This is a genomic window from Lentisphaera araneosa HTCC2155 (assembly GCF_000170755.1).
Taxonomy (GTDB): domain Bacteria; phylum Verrucomicrobiota; class Lentisphaeria; order Lentisphaerales; family Lentisphaeraceae; genus Lentisphaera; species Lentisphaera araneosa.
Genome location: NZ_ABCK01000017.1, coordinates 26,788 through 48,495, shown reverse-complemented (window position 1 = coordinate 48,495; position 21,708 = coordinate 26,788). Strand labels below are relative to the sequence as shown.

At 41.7% G+C, this 21,708-nt stretch carries 16 protein-coding genes; 11 read left to right on the top strand and 5 right to left on the bottom strand.

Annotated elements, in window-relative coordinates:
• Nucleotides 1-89: 89 nt before the first annotated feature.
• Nucleotides 90-812 carry an AraC family transcriptional regulator gene (locus tag LNTAR_RS16315; RefSeq protein ID WP_007279841.1) on the bottom strand — a complete coding sequence of 241 codons (723 nt, stop codon included), beginning with the start codon at nt 810-812 and terminating at the stop codon, nt 90-92.
• Nucleotides 813-955: 143 nt separating this feature from the next.
• On the opposite strand from LNTAR_RS16315, the gene LNTAR_RS16310 reads away from it, so the two are divergent.
• From LNTAR_RS16310 to pheT, 9 genes are all read left to right on the top strand, one after another.
• A complete protein-coding gene (locus LNTAR_RS16310; RefSeq protein WP_007279840.1) occupies nt 956-2,098 on the top strand; it encodes a Gfo/Idh/MocA family protein in 1,143 nt (380 codons plus the stop codon).
• A 19-nt stretch (nt 2,099-2,117) separates the two neighbouring features.
• Nucleotides 2,118-3,155, top strand: coding sequence for a sugar phosphate isomerase/epimerase family protein (locus LNTAR_RS16305; protein WP_007279839.1), 1,038 nt, complete (start codon nt 2,118-2,120; stop codon nt 3,153-3,155).
• Nucleotides 3,156-3,275: 120 nt separating this feature from the next.
• Entirely contained in the window at nt 3,276-3,434 is a 159-nt protein-coding gene (locus LNTAR_RS27255) for a hypothetical protein (protein WP_007279838.1), read from the top strand.
• A gap of 39 nt (nt 3,435-3,473) precedes the next feature.
• Nucleotides 3,474-4,232 (top strand): DUF805 domain-containing protein, encoded by a 759-nt coding sequence (locus tag LNTAR_RS16300; RefSeq protein WP_007279837.1) that lies wholly within the window; start codon nt 3,474-3,476, stop codon nt 4,230-4,232.
• 174 nt (nt 4,233-4,406) lie between these two features.
• Complete coding sequence (rdgC, locus tag LNTAR_RS16295; RefSeq protein ID WP_007279836.1) at nt 4,407-5,525, top strand: recombination-associated protein RdgC; 1,119 nt, start codon at nt 4,407-4,409, stop codon at nt 5,523-5,525.
• Complete coding sequence (gene dtd, locus LNTAR_RS16290) at nt 5,526-5,981, top strand: D-aminoacyl-tRNA deacylase (protein ID WP_007279835.1); 456 nt, start codon at nt 5,526-5,528, stop codon at nt 5,979-5,981.
• 8 nt (nt 5,982-5,989) lie between these two features.
• Entirely contained in the window at nt 5,990-8,017 is a 2,028-nt protein-coding gene (locus LNTAR_RS16285; protein ID WP_007279834.1) for a tetratricopeptide repeat protein, read from the top strand.
• 266 nt (nt 8,018-8,283) lie between these two features.
• The gene (gene pheS / locus LNTAR_RS16280) at nt 8,284-9,306 is read left to right on the top strand and encodes a phenylalanine--tRNA ligase subunit alpha (protein ID WP_007279833.1); all 1,023 of its coding nucleotides are present in this window, start codon (nt 8,284-8,286) and stop codon (nt 9,304-9,306) included.
• Between the two features lie 12 nt (nt 9,307-9,318).
• Nucleotides 9,319-11,745 carry a phenylalanine--tRNA ligase subunit beta gene (gene pheT / locus LNTAR_RS16275; protein ID WP_007279832.1) on the top strand — a complete coding sequence of 809 codons (2,427 nt, stop codon included), beginning with the start codon at nt 9,319-9,321 and terminating at the stop codon, nt 11,743-11,745.
• Nucleotides 11,746-11,804: 59 nt separating this feature from the next.
• Here the strand turns inward: pheT and LNTAR_RS16270 are convergent, their stop codons facing one another.
• The 4 genes from LNTAR_RS16270 to LNTAR_RS16255 are packed head-to-tail and all read right to left on the bottom strand — an operon-like array spanning nt 11,805 to nt 17,496.
• On the bottom strand, nt 11,805-13,769 hold the full coding sequence (locus tag LNTAR_RS16270) for an alpha-1,4-glucan--maltose-1-phosphate maltosyltransferase (protein WP_007279831.1): 1,965 nt from the start codon (nt 13,767-13,769) through the stop codon (nt 11,805-11,807).
• The gene (locus tag LNTAR_RS16265; protein ID WP_007279830.1) at nt 13,738-16,068 is read right to left on the bottom strand and encodes a serine/threonine protein kinase; all 2,331 of its coding nucleotides are present in this window, start codon (nt 16,066-16,068) and stop codon (nt 13,738-13,740) included. Before LNTAR_RS16265 ends, LNTAR_RS16270 begins: the two co-directional genes overlap by 32 nt.
• Entirely contained in the window at nt 16,065-17,192 is a 1,128-nt protein-coding gene (gene hemW / locus LNTAR_RS16260; protein WP_007279829.1) for a radical SAM family heme chaperone HemW, read from the bottom strand. The genes LNTAR_RS16265 and hemW overlap by 4 nt, the downstream gene beginning before the upstream one ends.
• 1 nt (nt 17,193) lies before the next feature.
• Nucleotides 17,194-17,496 (bottom strand): FtsB family cell division protein, encoded by a 303-nt coding sequence (locus LNTAR_RS16255; RefSeq protein WP_157473629.1) that lies wholly within the window; start codon nt 17,494-17,496, stop codon nt 17,194-17,196.
• Nucleotides 17,497-17,607: 111 nt separating this feature from the next.
• Between LNTAR_RS16255 and LNTAR_RS16250 the strand changes: the two genes are divergently transcribed.
• Together LNTAR_RS16250 and LNTAR_RS16245 are read left to right on the top strand one after the other, a co-directional pair.
• The gene (locus LNTAR_RS16250) at nt 17,608-18,273 is read left to right on the top strand and encodes a hypothetical protein (protein WP_007279827.1); all 666 of its coding nucleotides are present in this window, start codon (nt 17,608-17,610) and stop codon (nt 18,271-18,273) included.
• Nucleotides 18,274-18,352: 79 nt separating this feature from the next.
• Nucleotides 18,353-21,655 carry a protein kinase domain-containing protein gene (locus tag LNTAR_RS16245; RefSeq protein ID WP_007279826.1) on the top strand — a complete coding sequence of 1,101 codons (3,303 nt, stop codon included), beginning with the start codon at nt 18,353-18,355 and terminating at the stop codon, nt 21,653-21,655.
• The last annotated feature ends 53 nt before the right edge of the window (nt 21,656-21,708 follow it).

The window sequence follows — 21,708 nt, the reverse complement described above, 5'->3', positions numbered from 1 at the left end:
CTAAAATTTTTGCGGAGTCCGCGAAAGTTGAAATTTTGTCGCGTATAATAGCATCATTTCACAAAAGGGCGAATAAAGACGGAGCGCGCCTAAGTGAACTTTTTGCGATACGCGCCTGGGGTTAAGCCCTGTTGTTTCTTAAACTGTCTTGTAAAAACACTTTGATCATAAAAACCGACTTTTAAAGCTATTTCAGAAATACCCATTTTTGATTTTAATAGGTAATTACAAGCATGCTGAATACGCGTCTTCATTATATAGTCCTGTGGGCTCGTGAGGAAAGTCTTCTTGAACTTACGCTCAAATTGACGCACTGAAAGATGCGATAAGTCAGCGCATTTCTCGACTGAGAAACTCTTCATGTAGTTATTCTCCATGTACTCAACACCTGGAGCTATATCCAAGTAAGGCTGTAAATTCTTTTGTGCACGGCCAAAGTTTTGACTCGTCCCCATGAGACCCATGAGTTCGCCTTGGTGATCAAAAAGTGGAATTTTTGTTGTCACAACCCATTCCACACGACCAAAACGATTGCGAACCAACTCAATAATATTTGTTTGAGGAACTTTTTCACGAAAGAGGTCGGCATCAGATTTTACATAATTTTCTGCTAATTTTGGCCCAAAAACTTCATGATCCGTCTTACCGAGTATATCTTCCATCTTTGACGCACCGTAAGCCTGAAGAGCCTCGTCATTTACATGAGTGAAACGCCCTTCTAAATCTTTAACAAAAACTTGTACGCCAGGTAGATTATTGAGTAAAACTTGGATTGACGCATCTAACTTTACTTCTTCCCAAAAACTATTCATTTTCGCTCGCTTTAAATTTTTATGTAGAAAAAACTTAACACTTTGTCGAGATATTACAAAAGAATGCCTCATTAAAACAATCTTATGACTCACTTATGGCTTAAAGTCTTAACATTCAAAAACCTTAATTAGAGGAGAAATACATGAGAAAAATTCGCATGGGCATGGTCGGCGGTGGCCGCGGTGCATTCATCGGTGCCGTACACAGAATTGCAGCGGCTATTGATCAACAAATCGAACTCGTATGCGGGGCATTTAGCTCGACACCGGAAAAATCAAAACTCTCTGGACAAGATTTTTTCCTTCCTGAAGAACGTTGTTATGCCAACTATGAAGAGATGATCCTTACGGAAAAAACTCTCCCTGAAGGCGAGCGCATGGATTTCGTCGCTATTGTCACTCCTAATCACATGCACTTTGCACCAGCAAAGATGGCTCTCGAAAATGGTTTCCACGTTCTCTCTGACAAGCCTGCATGCTTCAATACTGAGCAAGCCGAAGAGCTTGAAGGCATTGTAGCTGAAACAGGACTCCTCTACGGACTCACTCACAACTACACAGGCTACCCACTCGTTAAGCAAGCTAAAAAAATGATTGAAGAAGGTAAGCTTGGCAAAATCCGCAAAGTCATTGTCGAGTACCCACAGGGTTGGTTAGCCACGAAACTTGAAGACACCGATCAGCAACAAGCTGCTTGGCGTACAGACCCCACAAAAAGTGGTGCTGCAGGTTGCGTTGGCGACATCGGCACTCACGCAGAAAACCTTGCCGAATATATTACAGGTCTAAAAATCCAAGAACTGGCAGCAGACATCACTGCTTTTGTCGACGGTCGTCTTTTAGATGACGATGCCAATGTCCTCTTGCGATTTGATAATGGCGCCAAGGGTGTTTTGACTGCTTCACAAATTTCAGTTGGTGAGGAAAATAATCACAACATCCGTATTTATGGCGAAAAAGGCGGTTTAGAATGGCGTCAACAAGAGCCCAACACAATGATTGTAAAATGGCTTGAAGATCCCGTCCAAGTTTACCGCACTGGAATGGGCTACCTCTGTGATGAAGCTGCTGCTGCCACGCGCACGCCGGCAGGTCACCCTGAAGGTTACCTAGAAGCTTTTGCCAATATTTACCTAAACTTCGTTAGCCAAATTCGCGAATTCCAAGCAGGCAATAAAGAAATCAAATTTGACTACCCGACAATCTCAGATGGTGTTCGCGGCATGAAATTTATCGATGCCGTAGTAGGAAGTTCTAAAAATAACGCAGCATGGACTGCACTTTAATTAAGATAGGAGTATAAACATGGCTAAAACTGTTTTTCACGCCAGTATTGAGGGTGCTCAACACGGAGCAAAAACTCTCGAAGAATTCGTCATTTTCGCTAAAGAATCAGGTGCTGCAGGCGCAGAACCTTCTAACTACCACATCGAAAGCGGTGATGGTTTCATGTCAGCTACAGAAATTAAAGCTGTATTTGATAAGCACGGCATGAAGCTCGACGGTATTTCTTGCCACTGCCCTTTTTGGGTTCACACCACCGCTTGGACTGGTTCAAAAACTATTCGTCCTTTCCTTCCTAAAAGCGTTTGGGAAAAATCTCCTGAAGAAATCGAAGCTTGGTGTGAAGATTATATCCTCCGTTTCCTTGACCTTATGGCTGAACTCAATGTAAAAATCATCCCTATGTTCTGGGGTATTTCTCACGGCTTCGAAATGGCAACAGGTTATCCCTTTGGCTTCTTCTCGGGCCCTGAGTATGACCTCATCAAAGAAGGTAACGAGCGCTTTGCTGAAAAAACAGCTAAGCTCCGCGCTAAAGCTAACGAGCTTGGCATTTACCTCTGCCACGAAATCCACCCGAATTCAGCCGCACTCTGCGCTGATGACTTCCTCGAGCTTGTAAAAGCTTGTGACGGCGACAAATGCCTCGGCGTAACGGCTGACCCGTCTCACTGTTGGGAAGGCGAAGACTTCGAAACTCGTTTCCGTAAAGTTGGTGACCGCATTTATGCTGTAGCCATTAAAAACTTCTTTGTTCGTCCAGGAATCAATCTCCGCTCTATGACGGGTGACTGGCGCAAACGTGCTATGCAGTTCTGCGATATCCCTACAGGCGATATGAATATGATGCGTTTCACAGAGCTAATGATTGACCTTGGTTATGTTGAGCGCTACAACAAGATCATGGGTACCGACTCAGCTCCTCTCGTAACTGAAGCTGAATCGGCTTACCGCGACCTCGATGCAACAAGCGCAAATGCTATTCAATACGCTGCGAATCACTTGGTATTCCCAGTTGCTGAAGGCTCATTTGAAGACGGCATGGGTTCCGAAGACTAATTCGCGAACTCCATAAGTTTCACAAAAGGCCGAGATTTTTATCTCGGCCTTTTTGCATTCTCCCAAAATCAAACATAAATTTCCCAAACATTTATTATCTACCATTTTAAGGACTTTTTGATGAAACTCATCATGGCTTGCCTCTTTATCGGCTCATTCATCTCATGCGCTCATGCCCCAAACGAAACCAGTGCAGATCCAGACAAAGTTGAGAAGAAAGCTGATACGGAGACAGACAACATTAAAACGCAACCGTCAAATGGCGGCTTAGACCTTTAAATGTATTATTATTTTATTTTTGAGTCGGAGGAGGACTGAATGGAACAATCATCGAGTGGACGACTTAAAAAAATGGGTTTTGAACCCAAAGCGACGAAGACCCTAGACTCAGAAACGCCTGAAGAAAAAGAAGTCGAGGCTAGAGAAATCTCTGATGTCTCAGAAGAAATAAGCGAAACTGCCAAACTACGCTTAGCGCGCACCCCGACTCAAGTCGAAATAGATTTCCCCAATGGCATGGAATGCCCTTCGTGTAAAGAAAACTTAGGCTTAGGCGCAATCATCTGTATGGCGTGTGAAATCAATGTTCAAACAGGGAAAAAACTTAAGAGCAAAGTTAAAAAGGGACGCAATGCCTATGCCGCTCCCAAAGATTCCACTAATGATCTACCTGATGATATCGACTGTGGTGGAATCGGCCGAGGCCGTTATTGGTTGTACCTTTTTTTAGCGAACCTCGTATTTTACGGGATAGTGATCGCCTTAGCGCTTGTAACTGAAGGCCAGATAAATAATGCACTCTTATCGGGACTGTATATAGTTTATCTAGGCGCCTTAATTTACACAATCATTAAACGTCTTCGCAACCTTGGTTCATCTGCATGGTTATTCTTACTCTCCTTTGTCCCACTCATCAACATCTGGCTAGGCTATCGACTGAGTTGCTGCCCTGCGGGATATGCAGACCATAGGCAATTGGATTCAACTGGTAAAAAAATTGTCTTTTTCGTATTTATCCTACCAATCTTATTAGCTTTTTGTGGTGGAATCGCTGCAGCCGTGTTAACAGCTAAATAAATTTATTAAACGCATTAGAGTACCGTCAAGCCAAACAAATCCACCTATCTATTTCACTCTGCTTTTTTCATCCCCAAAAGTCTACTATACTCTTTAATAGAGTTGAACTTTAATCGAAAAAGTGTCCCTTAGCGAGATTAATTTTTTCTAATTTCAACTATAGGACATATATTTATGGCTTTTGATAATGGCCCCCTTTCATTCTGTGTTTACAGACTTGACGAAGATTTACCCGAAAACATCCTCGAACTCTTTGCGGAAAACGCAGCACTCCCCCTCAATCAGGTAAAAGACGAAAGCTCTAATGGCTGGACAGCACGCCACCTCCTCGAGCGTAACTTCACTGAAGAAACCTGCTTAATCGAGGATTATGTCCAAGTTCATTTTCGTGCTTCTGAACTCAAAGTTTCGGCTCCCATCCTCAAGGCCAAATGTGCTCAGGTCGAATTCCAAACTATGCAGGAAGAAAACCTTAGTGGCATTAACCGCAAGCGTAAAAAAGAGATCAAAGAAAATATCATTGACGAACTCCTCGCGGAAACTCAGCCAACAATCAAAGGTTTCCCACTCGTTCTCGACCCCACTAACAAACTACTCTACGTAGGCACTTCGTCTGCTAAGAGTGCGGATTCCGCATTGGCATTATTAGTGGAAAGCACGGGCCTCAGCCCCATTCCTTTAACTCCACAGACTTACATGACTGAGCAGCTCGGCTCAATGGCATCATCTTACGATTCCATCAAACTTACAGATAGCCAAGAAGATGCGGGCGAGACTTGGCCTGGCAGAGATTTCCTTACTTGGTTATGGTACCTCAGTGAATACGAAGAAGCTGAGTTCACTGTGCCTGATCTCGGTGTTTTCGCTTTTTCAGTCGACGGCCCGCTCAACTTCATCACTGAACTCAATGGCGCTCGTGAATCAGTTGTCAAAAAGGGTATCCCGACTCTTAGTCCCGAAGCTGATTCAGCCCTCAAGGATGGTAAAAAACTTAAGACGGCAAAAATTGCCATTGCTCGCGGCGATGATACTTGGACTTTCACCCTCGATGCTGACTTCTTCTGCTTCAAGAGCATGAAGCTACCTGACGGAACTGAGTTCCAATACAAAGCACGTTTCATTGAACGCCTCGAATCCCTCTTTATCTTTCAAGAAGCTTTCTTCTCTTTATTTAAAGAGTTCCTCAATCGTTTCACAGGTGATCAAAGAAACGAGAACATCGAAAAAATGCGTGCTTGGCTCAGCGAACGTGACGCTAATGTCATTAGAACCGAGGTTTTCGACGTCAAGTAAATGAAAGCTCTGATTCAGCGTGTGAGTTCGGCTTCCGTAAAAAGTCAAAATGAGACCTTGGGAGAAATCGACCAAGGACTCGTGGTACTTTTGGGTGTCGAACAAGAAGACGAGAAAATTGACGGCGAAATTCTTGCCAAAAAACTTGGCGATCTTCGCATTTTCTCCAATGAAGAAGGCAAATTTGATCTATCTCTCCGCGATGTAAAAGGAGAGATACTCGTTATCTCACAGTTCACTCTCTGCGCTGAATACAAAAAAGGGCGTCGTCCCAGCTTTACGCAAGCAGCAAGGCCTGATAAAGCCAATGAACTCTATGAAGAATTTATAACACTCTTTCAAAACGATGCAGATATCAGCAAGGTCGCCACCGGAAGGTTTGCCGCTGATATGCAAGTCACAATCAATAATAACGGCCCTGTCACGATGCAACTCGACAGCGCACAACTTAAATAGGACATCAAATGGATTTTCTAAAAAAAATGTTTGGTCGCCCGGAAGAGAGTCCGGTAAGCACCAATCCCGAAGCTAGCGATTTTATCCCTGAGCCAGTTTTCAACGATAAACTTCTTGAGAACGCAGAAAAACTTAAAAGCAATATACCCGAAACAATCACTACTTTTGATAAACTCGGCCGTCGCATCGAAATAAATCGTGAAAAATGGGCCGAGGGTGCACTTCCCGAAATGCTCAAAAAAGCTTGGGATCAACCTGGACCACTCTACAAAGTCATCAGCATGGGTATTGACGCCGCTTGCTTCACTGAAGTACTCGAAGCCGCAGAACACCTCTCAAAAACTGACACCAACCCCGAGCGTGGCGCCGTAGTCTATTCAACCGCACTCAGTCTCACTGGCGATTACAAAAATGCTGTTGCTGCACTCGAAAGCTATATCAAAGATGATGAACACTCACCCGATGCTCTCACCGCACTCGCACGTATTCAGTTGATGGCAGAAGATAAAGAAGCTGCTGCTGGCTTACTCGACAAAAGTATCAACCTCAATCCCAACCAAGAACAAGCCATGGCTTGGCACCTCGACCTCATCAAACAAAAAGATGGCGAAGAAGCGATTGATAAAGAACTTGAACGTCTAGCTGGCTACGATGATAGTTGGTTCCCGCAACTCATCCTCGGCCAACGCTTAATTAAAGCTGACAAAGCCCAAGAAGCGATTAGCTACTTCGAAAAGGCGCTCGATAAGTCTGAGAATAATGGTCAAGTTTTAGCGACGGCTACTGGTGACTTAGGCAACAAAAAGATGACCAAAGAAATCATCAGTATCTTTATGCCTCGCTACAACCCCGAAGCCCAAGGACCTCTTCCTGGCCTCAACTTTGTCCAATCTCTCATCGTTGAGGGACAAATTGACGTGGCCAAAGACTTGCTCCACCGCATTGCACTCTTTGACCAAGCCAACATTCGTCAGCACGTGCTTAAACTCTCTGCGCAAATCGCAAATATTGATCGCAAGGTTTTTGGCAAATCTCGCGCCGAACAAGCTCCTACGAGTGCACCTGAAGTCGAGTTCATGAAAATCAGCATGCCACTTTGGTTCTATCCTTTAGGCGAACCCTACTGGCTCGAACCCGCGAAGAATGAAGATGCCAAACGCGTTTACTTTTCTGCTTTGCACATTGAAAATGACCCCAAAGTTCAGCTCCCACCCGAGTTACAAAATGTCGTTGCAGGTCTTTGTACTGCAGTCCCCCTCTTCTTTAAAGAAGCCGTAACTTCGCGACTAGATATTCGTACAGCAACTTTTGTTCCTGTGATGAAGGATCAAGGCCCCGTCATGAGACGTGGTGATTGGCCCCAAGAGCAAAAGAAAAAGATTGCTAACTTAGACGAAGTTAACCCCGATTACTTGATCACGGGTGGCATCAAATTTGAGGGTGTCGATAAAGTTGCACAACTCAATCTCTACCTCAACGACCTCGAAGGTAATGTGGTCAAAACGATCACGGAAAAAGCACCTGCTAAAGATTTACACTTAGTTGTTACGCGTGCTTTCAATCGCCTCTATGTTGAAGTGACTGGCAATGATGATGAAGCTATCTTCCCAAAAGATATCCAAGCTCCCCTCATTCAGGGCTACATCCAAGCTCTTGGCCACCAACTCGCTTACTTCATGACTTGGAAAGGTATCCTACCTGTGGAAGCCCTCTTTAATCGTCGTGAATTACTCGAATCACTCTACGCTTTTGCAGTGAACTCTGGCCCTGCTGAAATGCCGAAGATTTTCTACTTCGCTGCTTTAGCTTACGATCGTTACTTAGCTGGCAATGCTTTCATGGAACAAGCTCCCCGCGCCTTCGCCCTTGCGCAAGCCGCACCACAGGGAACTGCTTTCCACCAAGCCGCTCCAGTCATCCTCCCAATCTTTAATCGTCTCGATCAACTCGAAGAGATTGTTAAACAGATCCCAAAAGATCAGGCTCCAGCTCCTTACATCAATTGGATGGAAGGCATCAAAGACCTCTTCAAATAAGCCTCGCTTAAAAGCAAAGCAGACATAAGCCCTCACTTAGTATTTACTAATGGAGGGCTTTTTTGTTTGGCCCTAGTAATCAGATAGTTAAGCCCTATTTGAACATAAATTTCTCCCATCATTTTTTCAGAGCTAAAATCACTTGCCTTAGATGCTTTCATTTCACGTGTATAAAGCTGAGTTTTACTGGCTTAATTTGTAGTTATTTACGAAGAGCGCATTATATTCCGCCGTTTATAAAAAATAATTTAATCTGAGCAAAACTAATGATCGAAGACATCAATAAAATTGTCGCCGAATTCACCGAGAAAGTGAATGCCGAAGGTGACTTGCAGGCACTTGAGCAGATCAAGGCTGCCTACATGGGTAAAAAAGGCCCTCTTACTGGTATTCTCAAAAACCTTCGTAACTTGAGTCCTGAAGAAAAATCTGAAGTTGGCCAAGCTGCAAACAAAGCCAAAACTGCCATGCAAGAAGTTATGGAAAATCGCCGCCAGGGTATCATCCGTGCACAAATCGATGAGAAAGTTGCGAGCGAATGGGTGGACTTCACCCTTGATGAAGATGCAGAAAAAATTGGTGCACTTCACCCCGTTTCTCAAATGCAGTACGAAATTGAAGACATCTTCAGTGGCCTCGGCTTCACAGTTCAAGATGGCCCTCATTGTGAACTCGACTTCTACAACTTCGAAGCACTCAATATTCCTGCTGATCACCCGGCTCGTGATATGCAAGATACATTTTACTTTGAAAATGGCGCTATCCTCAGAACACATACTTCTGCTATTCAGGCACGTGCTATGGAACGCATCAAGCCTCCTTTCAAAATCATTGGCCCAGGTAAAGTTTTCCGAGTTGAACGTTTAGATGCTTCACACGAAGCGGCTTTCCACCAACTCGAAGGCATGGTGGTAGACGAAGACATTTCCGTTGCCAACCTCATTCACACAATGAAAACGCTACTCTCTGAGATCTTCCAAAAAGATATTAAAGTTCGCCTCCGTCCTGGTTATTTCCCCTTCGTTGAGCCTGGCTTTGAACTCGACATCAATTGTCAGATTTGTAATGGCAAGGGTTGTTCAGTCTGTAAGCAAACTGGCTGGCTCGAGCTCATGCCTTGCGGTATGGTTCACCCCAACGTTCTTAAGGCAGGCGGAATTGACACAGAAAAATTCACGGGCTTTGCCTTTGGACTTGGACTCGACCGCCTCGTTATGATGCGCCATAAAATTGAAGATATTCGCCACTTGCATAGCGGTGATCTTCGTTTCTCATCTCAGTTCAAATAAGGACCCTCGACTATGAAAATTTCACTTAATTGGATTCAAGAATTTGTTGATTACAAACTCGATCGCGACGCTCAAGCTCTCGGCGACTTCATTTCACTCTCTGTAGCTGAAGTAGAAGAAGTTGAGCAAGTTGGTGCTGCACTCGCCCAAGTAAAAGCGGTAAAAGTTCTCTCTTGCGCGCCTCACCCAGAAGCTGATCGCCTCCAACTCGCCACCATCAATACGGGCTCTGAAGAACGCACGATCGTTTGCGGAGCGAGCAATTGCCGCCCGGGCATCACTGTTCCTTTCGCTGATCTCGGCGCTAAACTCCCCATTACTGACAAAGAAGGTAAGCCGGCGATTCTCGAAATTAAGAAAGCTAAAATTCGCGGTTTCGAAAGTACTGGCATGCTCTGTTCTGAAGCTGAGCTCGGACTTGCGGATAGCGCAGAAGGCATCCTCGAGATGGACGATGCTATTGCTGCGGGAACTTACCTCAATACGCTCGAGCAATACTCTGGCATCGAAGACATCATTTTTGAAATTGATAACAAATCATTAACTCACCGCCCTGATCTTTGGGGCCATTACGGCTTCGCACGTGAATTCAGTGCGATGTTTGACCTTGATCTCAAAACTTACCCAGGTACAGCAGTTGAGCAAGCAGACAATGGTTTCGCTATTGCCATCGATGCAGGAGATTGCCGCCGTTACTCATCACTAAGAGTTAAAAACATTAGTGTTGGTGACTCTCCTCAGTGGCTCCAAGACCGTTTGACTCAATCTGGCATCAACTGCATCAACAACATCGTTGACCTCACTAACTTCATCTTACTCGAACTCGGTCAGCCCATGCACGCCTTTGATACTGAAAAGCTCAAAGGGCAAGACATTGTGGTGCGCACAGCTCAAAATGGCGAAACGTTTAAAGCTCTCGACGAGAATGATTATACACTCACAGAAGAAGACATGGTCATTAGCATTGGTGCCCAAGCTGAAGCTCTCGCTGGCGTAATTGGCGGTGACACCAGTGCGATTGATGAAAACTCAACTGAGATCCTCATTGAATGCGCATCCTTCAACGCTTCTGCAGTGCGTCGTTCAGCTACGCGCCATGGTATTCGTACTGATTCTTCGAGTCGTTTCGAAAAATCTCTCGACCCAGAAAATACACCACTTGCGCTCGCACGTATTTGGCAGTTGATCAAAGAGCTTTGCCCCAAGGCTGAACTAGTAGGTGGTATGGGTGACTTATACACGCAAGCATACCCAGCAGCTCACATTGACACAAGTATTGACTTCATTGAAAAAGCTCTTGGTTGCGACATTGGCAAAGACTTCATCCTCAAGCGCCTCGAACGTCTTGGCTTTGAAATCCAAGGTGATTTAAAACTCGGTATTCCTTCTTGGAGAAACACCAAAGACGTGGCCATCCCAGAAGATATCGTAGAAGAAATCGGCCGCCTCTATGGTTTCGATAACATCACACCAGAAGTGCTTCATACCGCAGACAAAGTTCCTGCTGTTAACAGTGCTCGTACTCTGGAACGTCGATTTAAAGACATTCTCTCTAATGGTTACAGCTACAGTGAAATCATGACTTACCCTTGGTGTGGTGATGACGAGCTCAAAGCTTTCGGCCTCAGTTCTGAAGGACTCATGAAATTGCAGAATCCTGTCAGTGAGGATGCGACTTACATGAAGCCAAACAACATGCCAAAGATCATCAAAGCCGTGGCTGAAAACTTGAAGCACTTCAACTCTGTGAAGCTTTATGACTTCAACCGCATTTACGATACAAGTCAAATGGTGCAGGAACTTCTCCCCACGGAGAGATTCCAATTTAGTGGTGCACTTGTCCCTGCTCCTGCGGGCAAGAAGAACTTACAAACTGAAGCGTTCTATGAACTAAAAGCCACCGTTGCCAACTTGCTCGAAGTAGCAGGCATCAAAACTTGGCAGCTCAGCGAATATAAAGATGCACCGGAATGGGTTCACCCAGGTATTTCCTGCCAATTCCGCCGTGGACGTGTCGTTTTAGCTGAAATCTTTAAACTTCATCCCGCCGTGGCTGAAAAGAATAAGATCAAATCAAACGCCTACCTCTTCTGCATCAACTTTGATGAACTCGCTAAGAGCAAGCGTAAGCTTAAATACGAGCAGATCTCTAAATTCCCTGCTGTCCCCTTCGATATTACTGTGCAAGCGCCTAAAAAGGCTCTAGCAGGCGATATTCAAGGCCTTATCCGCAAGGGTGGAGGTAAGAACCTACTCGATGTGGAAGTCTTCTCTGTCTATGAGCGCGAAGAAGATAAAACAGTTTCTTTCCGTATGCACTTTGCTGCGAAGGATCATACCTTGGTTCACGACGAGATTCATCAACTTCAAAAGAATGTCGTTGCAGCAATCCTCAAAGGAAAATACGAGATACCAAATCTCCCAGATGATTTAAAGTAATCATCATAAAAAAAGGCCGAGTTTAAAAACTCGGCCTTTTTTATTGATGGCTGAAAGTCTTAGAAAACTCTGAAGACATGCACTGGTGCAGCACGATCAGAGAGTTCAACAAAATTATCAGGCCCAGACCAATCATAAACTTGGTCAGTCATGAGGTCATGCATCTTATATTGATGATGCTGATCAAAACCTAATTCATGAAGTGGCAAGTGCACCATTCCACTTTGAGTGTGCAGAGGATCAAGGCTGACTACGATCAGTAGTGTATTGCCCTCAACTCGCTTTATATATGCGATAAGCTTTTCATTATTCACACTACAGAATTTTAGATTATTCTGTACCTGTAAAGCTGGGTTCTCGCGGCGAATCATATTTAATTTTTTGACAAATGGAGCAATGCTTCCCGAGTCTTCATAATTTCTAACTTTGAGTTCATACTTCTCTGAATCCATCAGTTCATCACGTGGCCCTACTGGGATATTTTCGCATAATTCATAGCCCGTGTACATACCATACATTGGCGAAAGGGTTACGGCTAAGGCATGGCGAATCCTGAACATTTGCGCAGAAGAAAACTGTAAGTGCTTAGGTAAGATATCCGGAGTCGTTGCAAAAATATTTGCCGTCATGTATTCAACTGCTTCAGAATTGTGCAGGTAATTGAAGTATTCAGTCAATTCTTCTTTGCCCTCTCTCCAAGTAAAGTAGCTGTAGGATTGAGTGAAACCATTTTTGGCGAGCAATTCCATGAGTCGCGGACGTGTAAAAGCCTCTGACAAAAAGATCACATCTTCGTATTCTTTGTGAACTTCTGCAATACACCAGTTCCAAAAACTAATTGGTTTTGTGTGAGGATTATCAACACGGAAAGTTCGTACGCCATGACTCGCCCAGAAGAGGAAAATATCGCGAATTTCAGCCCATAAATTTTTGCGATCTTCGCACTCAAAATTGAGAGGATAAATATCTTCGTATTTCTTTGGAGGATTTTCGGCATACTTGATCGAGCCATCAGGGCGACGGTAGAACCAATCGGGATGTTCTTTTAAATAAGGGTGGTCAGGCGAACAGTTTAAAGCAAAGTCCAAAGCAATTTCAATATCTTTTTCCGCACAGGCTTTAACTAAGTGATCAAAGTCATCCATTGTACCTAATTCAGGGTGCACAGCAAAGTGACCGCCAGCTTCAGAACCGATAGCATAAGGACTACCCGGCTCACCTTTTGCCGAAGTCAGTGAGTTATTTTTACCTTTTCGTTTTGAAAAGCCAATTGGGTGAATAGGCGTAAAGTAAAGAACATCAAAACCCAAATCATCAATATACGGCAACATTTTTTCAACATCACGGAAAGTGCCGTGCATGCCCTCTTTACCTGAGCATGAACGTGGAAAAACTTCATACCAAGAAGCAAATTCTGCACGACGGCGATCACAACGAACTGAATAAATACTACTCGTCGCCGTATTAAATGACTCCTTATCGGGAAGCGACGCAGCCAAATCTTTTAATTCACCTTCCATCATACGATAGAATTTACGGCTCATGTCTTTTTCAGCTTCAAGTTCTTTAACTATTGAAGCTAAGTTCTTAGCGACTGTTTTGTTTGCTCGTGATTGACAATCCTTGAGTAGTTCAACACCTTCGATGAGCTCAGAAGCAATATCTTCGCCAACGTTAAATTTCTTCTCTACTCCATGGGCCCAGTTATCATAAAAATCCGCGTAAGCAAAAATCTTAAATTCATATAAGCCCATGTTTTCGACAGTAAATTGAGCTTTATACAGATCGAGACCTGCATTTTCGCAATCCATAGGAATGCTTTGCCAACGTCTTTCACTTTTATGTTTAAAATGTAACTCCGCCGATAAGCCATCATGACCTTGCTGAAGGATTTCAGCACTCACGTTCACTTGGTCGCCTTGGCGTCTTTTAATGGGGTATATACCGCCATCAATCGACGGCTTTACATTCTGAATATAAACGTAATGACTATTATAATCCGTTCTCAGTAGCTCTTGACTCATAGTTCCATCCTTCTCCTAAAGTTCTATCCAATTTTTGTTGAATCATGTTAATTTTACTTGGAAAAAGTTTTGCACCTTGCAAGAGTTTAAGTCCACTCTCACGTGCTCGACTTTGAAGATTGCTTTTCAAATAGTTATTAATTAGTGTAAAACGATTATGAACGTAATGATCAAAAACAACTTCACTCATATCAGTATCAACTCCGTTCTCTACCGCCTCGGTGAATTTTAAAGCGCAAAGTGCATAAGTTGCATAAAGCTCATTGTCCGTATTACCTGGATACATTTCGTCATAAATATACTTTTGTTGAACCATAGGCAGTTGCGGAACCTTATACGTCTTGCCATAACTATCCTTTATTTCGATCTCTTCTTCATCTACCGAATAAACAGTGAGCGAGATATCAGACAGTTCACCGCCTGGCAATAACAAAGATTCACCTTCAAGTGTTCCTAAACCTTTGATAAACTTAAGCTGAAACTCTTGAGCAATGCCAATCAATTTTTCTAAATCATTAACTTCTGCTAAGTACGAACCATAAAGTTCAGATTTCTGTCCCGCAATAACCTCTAAAGCATTACTTGGCTTCCAAAGGTAAACTTCTTTAAAACTCGTCATCAAAATTTTTGTTTTTGCATCCAACCAAAGCTTATCTAACATGAAAGCATCATTGAAAATCAGCTGAGGTACTTCGTTTTTCTGTTGCGCCTCAAGTCCTGTCTTTGCAATCGCTTCTTCAGATTGCGTTAGCTCTTCCAAAGTACGAGCAAAAAGACTTTCTTGCTGGCCTTCTTCTTTCTTCTTTTGCTTCATGGTATTGATTAAGAGAGCTTTTTCACGAACGACACTGGTTAATTTTTCTGAATTCTTCTCCAACTGAAGTTGCAAGGCTTGTTTTTCCTTCAGCTCAACTGAGTTCAATACCGTTAATACTTTAGCTCTAAGAGTCATTTCTCTTACGTTACCTTCTTCGGGAAGTTCCTGTAAGACTTTTCCAAGCTCGACTTTACTACGTTCGAGCTGTAGCTCACCTTGCATAATTCTTTGTAGCAAACTCTCTGCTTCAACTTCATAAACTTTCTTTGACGGACTCGAAAAGACTGACACCACAAGTGCTGCAGCCACGGCAGTTATTGCCACCAAGTTTGTCCAAAAAATATTTGATGTAGAAGTGTGACCGTCACTCATCAATAAAGCTTCCGCATCTTGATAATCATCACTCGCACTTAGGCTACGGACTTTCTTTCTAGGCAGAGATTCTAATGAATTAGCCTCTTTCTTCTTTTTACTACCAATTTTGAGTTCGCCAATATCTTTACGACTAAAGGAGATTGTATGAATACCTGGGACGAGGCTTGGATCTTTACTTAAAGCTTTCCTTACCTTAATCAGCTCTTTAAGTAAGGCTTCATGATCGAGGAAACGCTTCTCTGGGGACTTCTCCATCATCTTAGTGATGAGTTTTCTCACATCTATCGGTAGGTCCACACGACGGTTGTTAAAGATAACGGGGTCTTGAAGATGCTGGCGTGCTAATTCGCTAACGTTTTCCGAATCAAAAGGCAGTGCACCTGTAATTGAATGATATAAAACAACGCCCAAACTGTAAATATCTGCACGACAATCCATGGGGTCTTTCAAAAACTGTTCGGGATTCATATAGGCTGGCGTTCCAGAAACTTCTTTCACGTCTTGTAAATCTCTTTGTTGACGAGCCAGTCCCATGTCGGTGAGTTTCACCCAACCATCAGCAGTGATCATTATATTATCAGGTTTGATGTCGCGGTGAATAAGAGAATCTTTTTCCCAAGCGTAATGCAAGCCTTCAGTCACCTGTTGAACAACACCTAGAGCATCGATTACGTCTATCTTGCCGTTCTTCTCAATGCGATCCCCTAAAGTATCACCTTCTACGTATTCCATTGCTAAGTATAAGTCACTCTCATCAACACCAAAGGCAAAAACTTGAACCAGATTACCGTGAATCATCGAGGCAACTGATTGCGCTTCTCGCAAAAACTCTTGGCGGAATTTACTATCGGCAGAATAACGACGTAGGAGGACTTTAAGCGCTATTGGACGATCTAAACTAATTTGGCGAGCCAAAAACACTGTACCCATGCCACCAATACCAACGACTTTTTCAATAACAAAATCGTTACCGATCACTCTACCTGGATCATAAATCTTACGTGGTACAACAATTTTCTTAGAGCATGTAGGACAATTTTTACTCGTTCCTAGCTCCAAACTTTCTGCTTGATAAGTCGATTTACATAATACGCACTGGAACTTCATGAGCTCATTGTCTCCTGAGAATAATCAATCAAAACAGATGCAATTTCATCAGCAAAAAGCAGGCCCTGCTCAGTTGCGCGAATGTAGCTCGCTGTCTCTTCTAATAATCCCTGAATCACTAGCTTATCCAATATATCTTTATACTCATTTAAAACTTCACTACCGTATAATGAATGCAGTAGCTCTTTTTGCCACCCCATTTTGGTACGGAATCCAAAAGCTAAGACCTCTGCGACCCGCTCTTTTAAAGGAATTTCATCGAGCTTAGCTTTTTCGCCATTTAACCAAGCTTTTAAATCGGCTTTTTGCGTCCATCGCAAAAGCCCATCAAAAGAGGCGGCGGCAGGACCTAAACCTAAATATTTGGCTCCATGCCAGATCCCTAAATTATGGCGACATTCTTCGCCTGGCACCGCATAATTCGAAACTTCATAACGCTCTAAACCAGCCTCTTTTAAAAGGTCTTCGCAAAGGTGGTACATCTCCACAGCTAAATCATCGTCTGTTTCTTTAATTCGCTTGGTAATCTCTGCACCCTCTTCTAAGATGAGACTGTAAGCCGAAAAGTGACGTATTCCTTGGCTCAAAACTTGTTGGACATCATACTGCCAATCTGCAAGCGTTTGACCTGGCACCGCATAAATCAAATCTACGTTAATTCTTTTAAATCCGAATTTTTGTGCCAAATCAATAGCTTTGAATAATTCAACATCACCCGTTCTTCGCCCCAGTGCCTTACGCGTTTTACGTGAGGTAGATTGTCCTCCAAAACTCAAGCGATTGACACCATAATTTTGCATCAATTGCAACTTCTCTTCCGTAATGCTTGCGGGGTTACATTCCACCGTAAATTCAGATGGGATTTTGAGCGCCTGAATGGAATGCAAAAGTTGCTCTAGCTCATCGGAACTAAGGGCATTGGGAGTCCCCCCACCGATAAAGATAGTTTTTAAATTATCTAATTGCTCAAGAGAAGCATTAAGTTCATTCTGAATTTTTGATAAGTACTGCTGACGAATTTCTTTTGAATTCTCTACGACAGAATACAGTGTGCAGTAATCGCAAATATTTTTACAGAAAGGGACGTGGATATAAAGTGAGTCGAACTCAACTGCGGAAAACATTTTAGTTGGTCAATCTCTCACGATACAAATCTTCATCTTTAAAAATCACAACTCGTTCACCTTTGCGGCACAAACCGAACTTTTCTCGTGCAACACGTTCAATTGCTGAGGGCTTTACGGTTAAGTCATGGAGTTCTTCTCGATGTTTTTGAACATCAGACTCTAGGCGAATCACTTCTCTTTCAGTTTTTTCTAAATCTGTTTGAGTACGATTGTATTTAATATACTTGGGCACCATGACATACGTTCCGCTCACAACGATGATCAGAAAGAACAATACACCTGTAATTTTAGCAAATCCCACGAGGCTACAACCAATTGACTATTTATAAAGATAATATATTATAATTAACAACTATTTATTAACAACCCCCATTTCTTACGATTTACGTAATATCACGAAAAAAGTCCCCCAATGTTTAAGGTTTTTTTTAAAAACATACTTTTAGCGCCACTGTTCATACTCGCTACAGGCTTAAATCTCTTTGCTATTGTACTTATTGTAAAAGACAAAAGCTTATCTTCGGATTCTGTGTGGTTTCTAGCTGGTTTTATCGCTGGTTTTATCACTTTTAAATTTCTTTGTCGATTCGAAGTTATTTATGTCTTCGGCCATGAAATGGCTCACTGGTTAGCCGCCAAGATCTGTCGTAAGAAAACGGGTAAGTTTAGTTTTGGTTTCAAGTCAGGCTCTGTTGAAGTCGAAAAACCAAATACCTTTGTCATGTTAGCACCTTATTTTTTCCCAACGCTAACAGTGGCCCTTCTACCTTTATTTTTTCTTTTACCCCTTCTTAAACACCAAGATCAAGCCAGCATTGTTTTTACATTTATAATCGGAAGTTCATTCGCACACCACATCTACATGAATGCTCGTTTGATAATCAAAACTAAGCAGAGTGATTTTGATAAACCTGGCCATTTTTTCTCAGCCACCTTATTGGCCTACATAAATACTTTTATCGTCTTTTGTATCTTTGTATTTTTCACTCCTTCCTTTACGAACATCAACACTTATTTCGTCGCTGCAAGCTCAGCATACGAGAATTTTACTCAACTGATCTCCTCTATTCGTGGATGAATTAATAAAATTTTAATCCCGAAACCTTTTTTTCCTTCGTTCTAGCTCATAGCTTATAGAAATAGTGTAGGAAAGTAACGTGAAATTTATTCTAACTTGTAAACATTGCCTTTATCAAATTACATTAGATTCTGCTGAAATCAACGAGCAGTATCCATGCCTTAATTGTCAAAGTGAAATACAAATACGCCCCGACAGCATGGCCGAGGGTGTTGACTTAAATGAAGACCTAACGACTGTTTATGAAATCAACGATGATGGTTTCAGTAAACTTTTCGTTAGTTTTGACAAGAATGAAGGTCAGCTCTTTTTAACTCGAGTGTTTGATAAAAGTTTTTACTCTGCAGTAAGTTCGCCAAATGATGTAAAAGACATTATGGAAGCCAGTTCAACTAATGCTTCAGATAATCACTTAGCAATTTTACACTCTGCATATTTTGATCAATACCTCTATCAAGTCATGCCCTACATGAAGCTCGAATCAATTGAAGAGATCATCGATAATGATTTTTTATGGAGTCCCCTTCAATCTTTAGACCTATGCTATGATATTTTAGAGTCCTTAGACCACGCATATTCAATTACTGGCAGCGGACACTTTAACCTCACTCCCCATAATATATTCATTGATAATGATGGTTTAGTAAAATTCTTTGATTTCTCTTTAGCTCCGCAATTGCTACAGGACTCTAGATTTGCCTCATGCGGGTTTAATATTTTTGACATCTACTACACTAGTCCAGAACTCGTCCAAGGCCTACACTACCCCGACCAGAGTAGCGACCTCTACTCCCTTGGTCATTGTATCTACTACATGGTAACGGGACTCACCCCTTTGGGGCCGGCTGAAGATAAAAGCGAAATCCTTAAACAAGAACTCACCTTTCCAAATACAACCTTAGAGTTGTTAGATGAAGAATTCCTGCAAATCATCAAAAACATCACACATAAAGAACGAAACCATCGCTTTCAGTCCTACCGGCAACTCATTAATGCCATTGACCAGTACTATAACTCTATTGGCCATGTAAGACTCAAACAAATGGAAGGCGAAAAAACACTTCTTTATCAATCACAGCATTTTATTCAGCACGTTTTACCACAAGTCAAAAAGAAGCCTAAATCACTAACTATCAAAAGTAAGGCGAACTACAACTCTGAGATTATAAGGCAAAAAATCTCAACCCAGGCTTACTTACCAAAAGAGTTTAAAACAAAAATAATCCACCCTCATCAAACCAAAAAAAGACGCCTGCAACAACGGCCTCATAGCCAAATGCTCAATCGCTCAAAAACTGCCGGTAAGGCAAAAAAGAGACGCTCACTTTTAACTTACATCATTGTAGCGGCAGCAGTACTCACCATCTGTGCATTTTTACTTATTCATGAAACTAAGCAAATCCCCCCTTACACACCTTTAAATTCTAAACCTATAATTATTTCTCAAAACTCAAATGAAAACCAAGCCAAAACTAATGCGTCAGTTGATGATATTAAAAATGGTAACACCAATCTACAAGTACGACCCAAAGAAAGCTCAGTTAATTTTTCATTTTACAAAGAAGAATTGAATAAAGAGCTCCCTAACTTTGATAAAATCCTCCAACAGATGACCCATGATTTACAGGTGGCGTCAGAAGACGACGCTCAAAAATTAATGCTCATACAAAAAACAAGTCACCAGAGATTGAACGAACAGAAAAAAAGAGTCCTCAATCGACTTGAATCTAAAACTTTACCCCTAATCAAGGAAAACAAAAAATCAGCCGCTATAAAAATTGTCGACAACTATTCCGATTATCTCGCTCAAAAAACATCTTTGGAACGTCAACAAATATCAAATAATATTCAAAAAGCACAACCCAATTTAGAAACTCCAAAGGAAGATAAACTTCAGCTTCTTGCCCTACAATTAGTCAATAATGATATTGCAGGTGCAATAAAGACATCTGCCAAATTAAAGATACCTGGCAAAGAAAAAACTCTTCAAAGCCTAAACAAATTAATTCAAGAGTCAAACAAGTCACATTTATTGAAAAGAATTTTTACTGCGATCCTAAGCTCGAATGACCCCATCATCCCGATCAATTACCAAGGGGGAATGATAGACGCTGAATTCAACTCCTATAATTTTGATGCTGAGCATATTTCCGTAAAGGTTTATCATGAAGCTAACAATCTAAATCTAAACATACCCTTTAAAAAACTTAATCCCCGCTATCTAGTCACATGGATTGAGCAAAATAATACCGACGAGCAAGCTTTCTTAAGGTTCATCTTTCTTTTACAAAACGACGATTATACCGAAGCGTATCGCTATCTAACTCCGTATCAAGGACCTCTCGCACAATCTCTAAAACCTCTCGTTCAACAACTGCTAAATTCTGAACTCGAAATGGCCTATGAGATCCTTTTTAAGAATTTTCACCAAAAGTTTGGTTCTGAAATTAATTTTTCAGGCTTTAGCATTGATAACCAAATAGCTTTAATAAAGTTAATCAAAGAACTTCAAAAACAATATCAACTAGCCGATTTCACACTAATAAAAAAGGATTTGATTGCCAAATACCTTACAGAGCTAGAATCAAAAACACTTCCTCCCATACAACATGAAATCATTGTCGGAAGTGACTCTCAGTTCAAACTCCCCCGATTAGCACTCGCATTAAATAATAAAAACACGACAATCAGGCTACTTCCAGGCATATATAAAACGCCAATAGTCATCAAGCAAAACAACATTCAGCTCATTGGGTGTAATGGTGTACAAATCCACACTGACATCCTAATCCAAGCAACAAACTGTGAACTCAAAAACTTAAATCTTCATTCCGGTAACATTATCATAGACCAAAATATCCAATCAATAAAAATATTAAATACAAATTTAAAAAATGGTAGCTTTAAACTCTCCCCTAATACTGAAAATATCGAAATCAACAACTGTATCTTCAATGGAATTAGTATTGCTGATTCCGCAAAAAAAATTAACATCCAGAATTCATTAATCTTCCCAAATAACAAACTAAAATCAAGTGTATCTGGTTCACCCAAAAGAACTCAATTTTTGAATTGTATCTTTATCGCAGATAACACTCCAATTTTTACAAATCTTCAAAAATATAATGATTTTAAATTACGTTATTGCTTATTTTCTAGCGATTACTACTTAGTTAAAGACCAACACCATAACATCGCTATACTTAATGAATTAAAGCCAATCTTCTCGCAAATAAATTTTTGCTTGAAAGATCAATCAAAATTTATGAATCAAAGACAAGGTGACTTCAGGTTAAGTCCAAAATCTCCTGGATATTTAAAAGGTTACCAAAGACTTTCTATTGGTGTTCAGATGAATGATACGCTTATTTTATTATACTGATATCAAACTTAATTCTAAAAATATGAGGTAAGTTATCATTAAAACGTCTATAT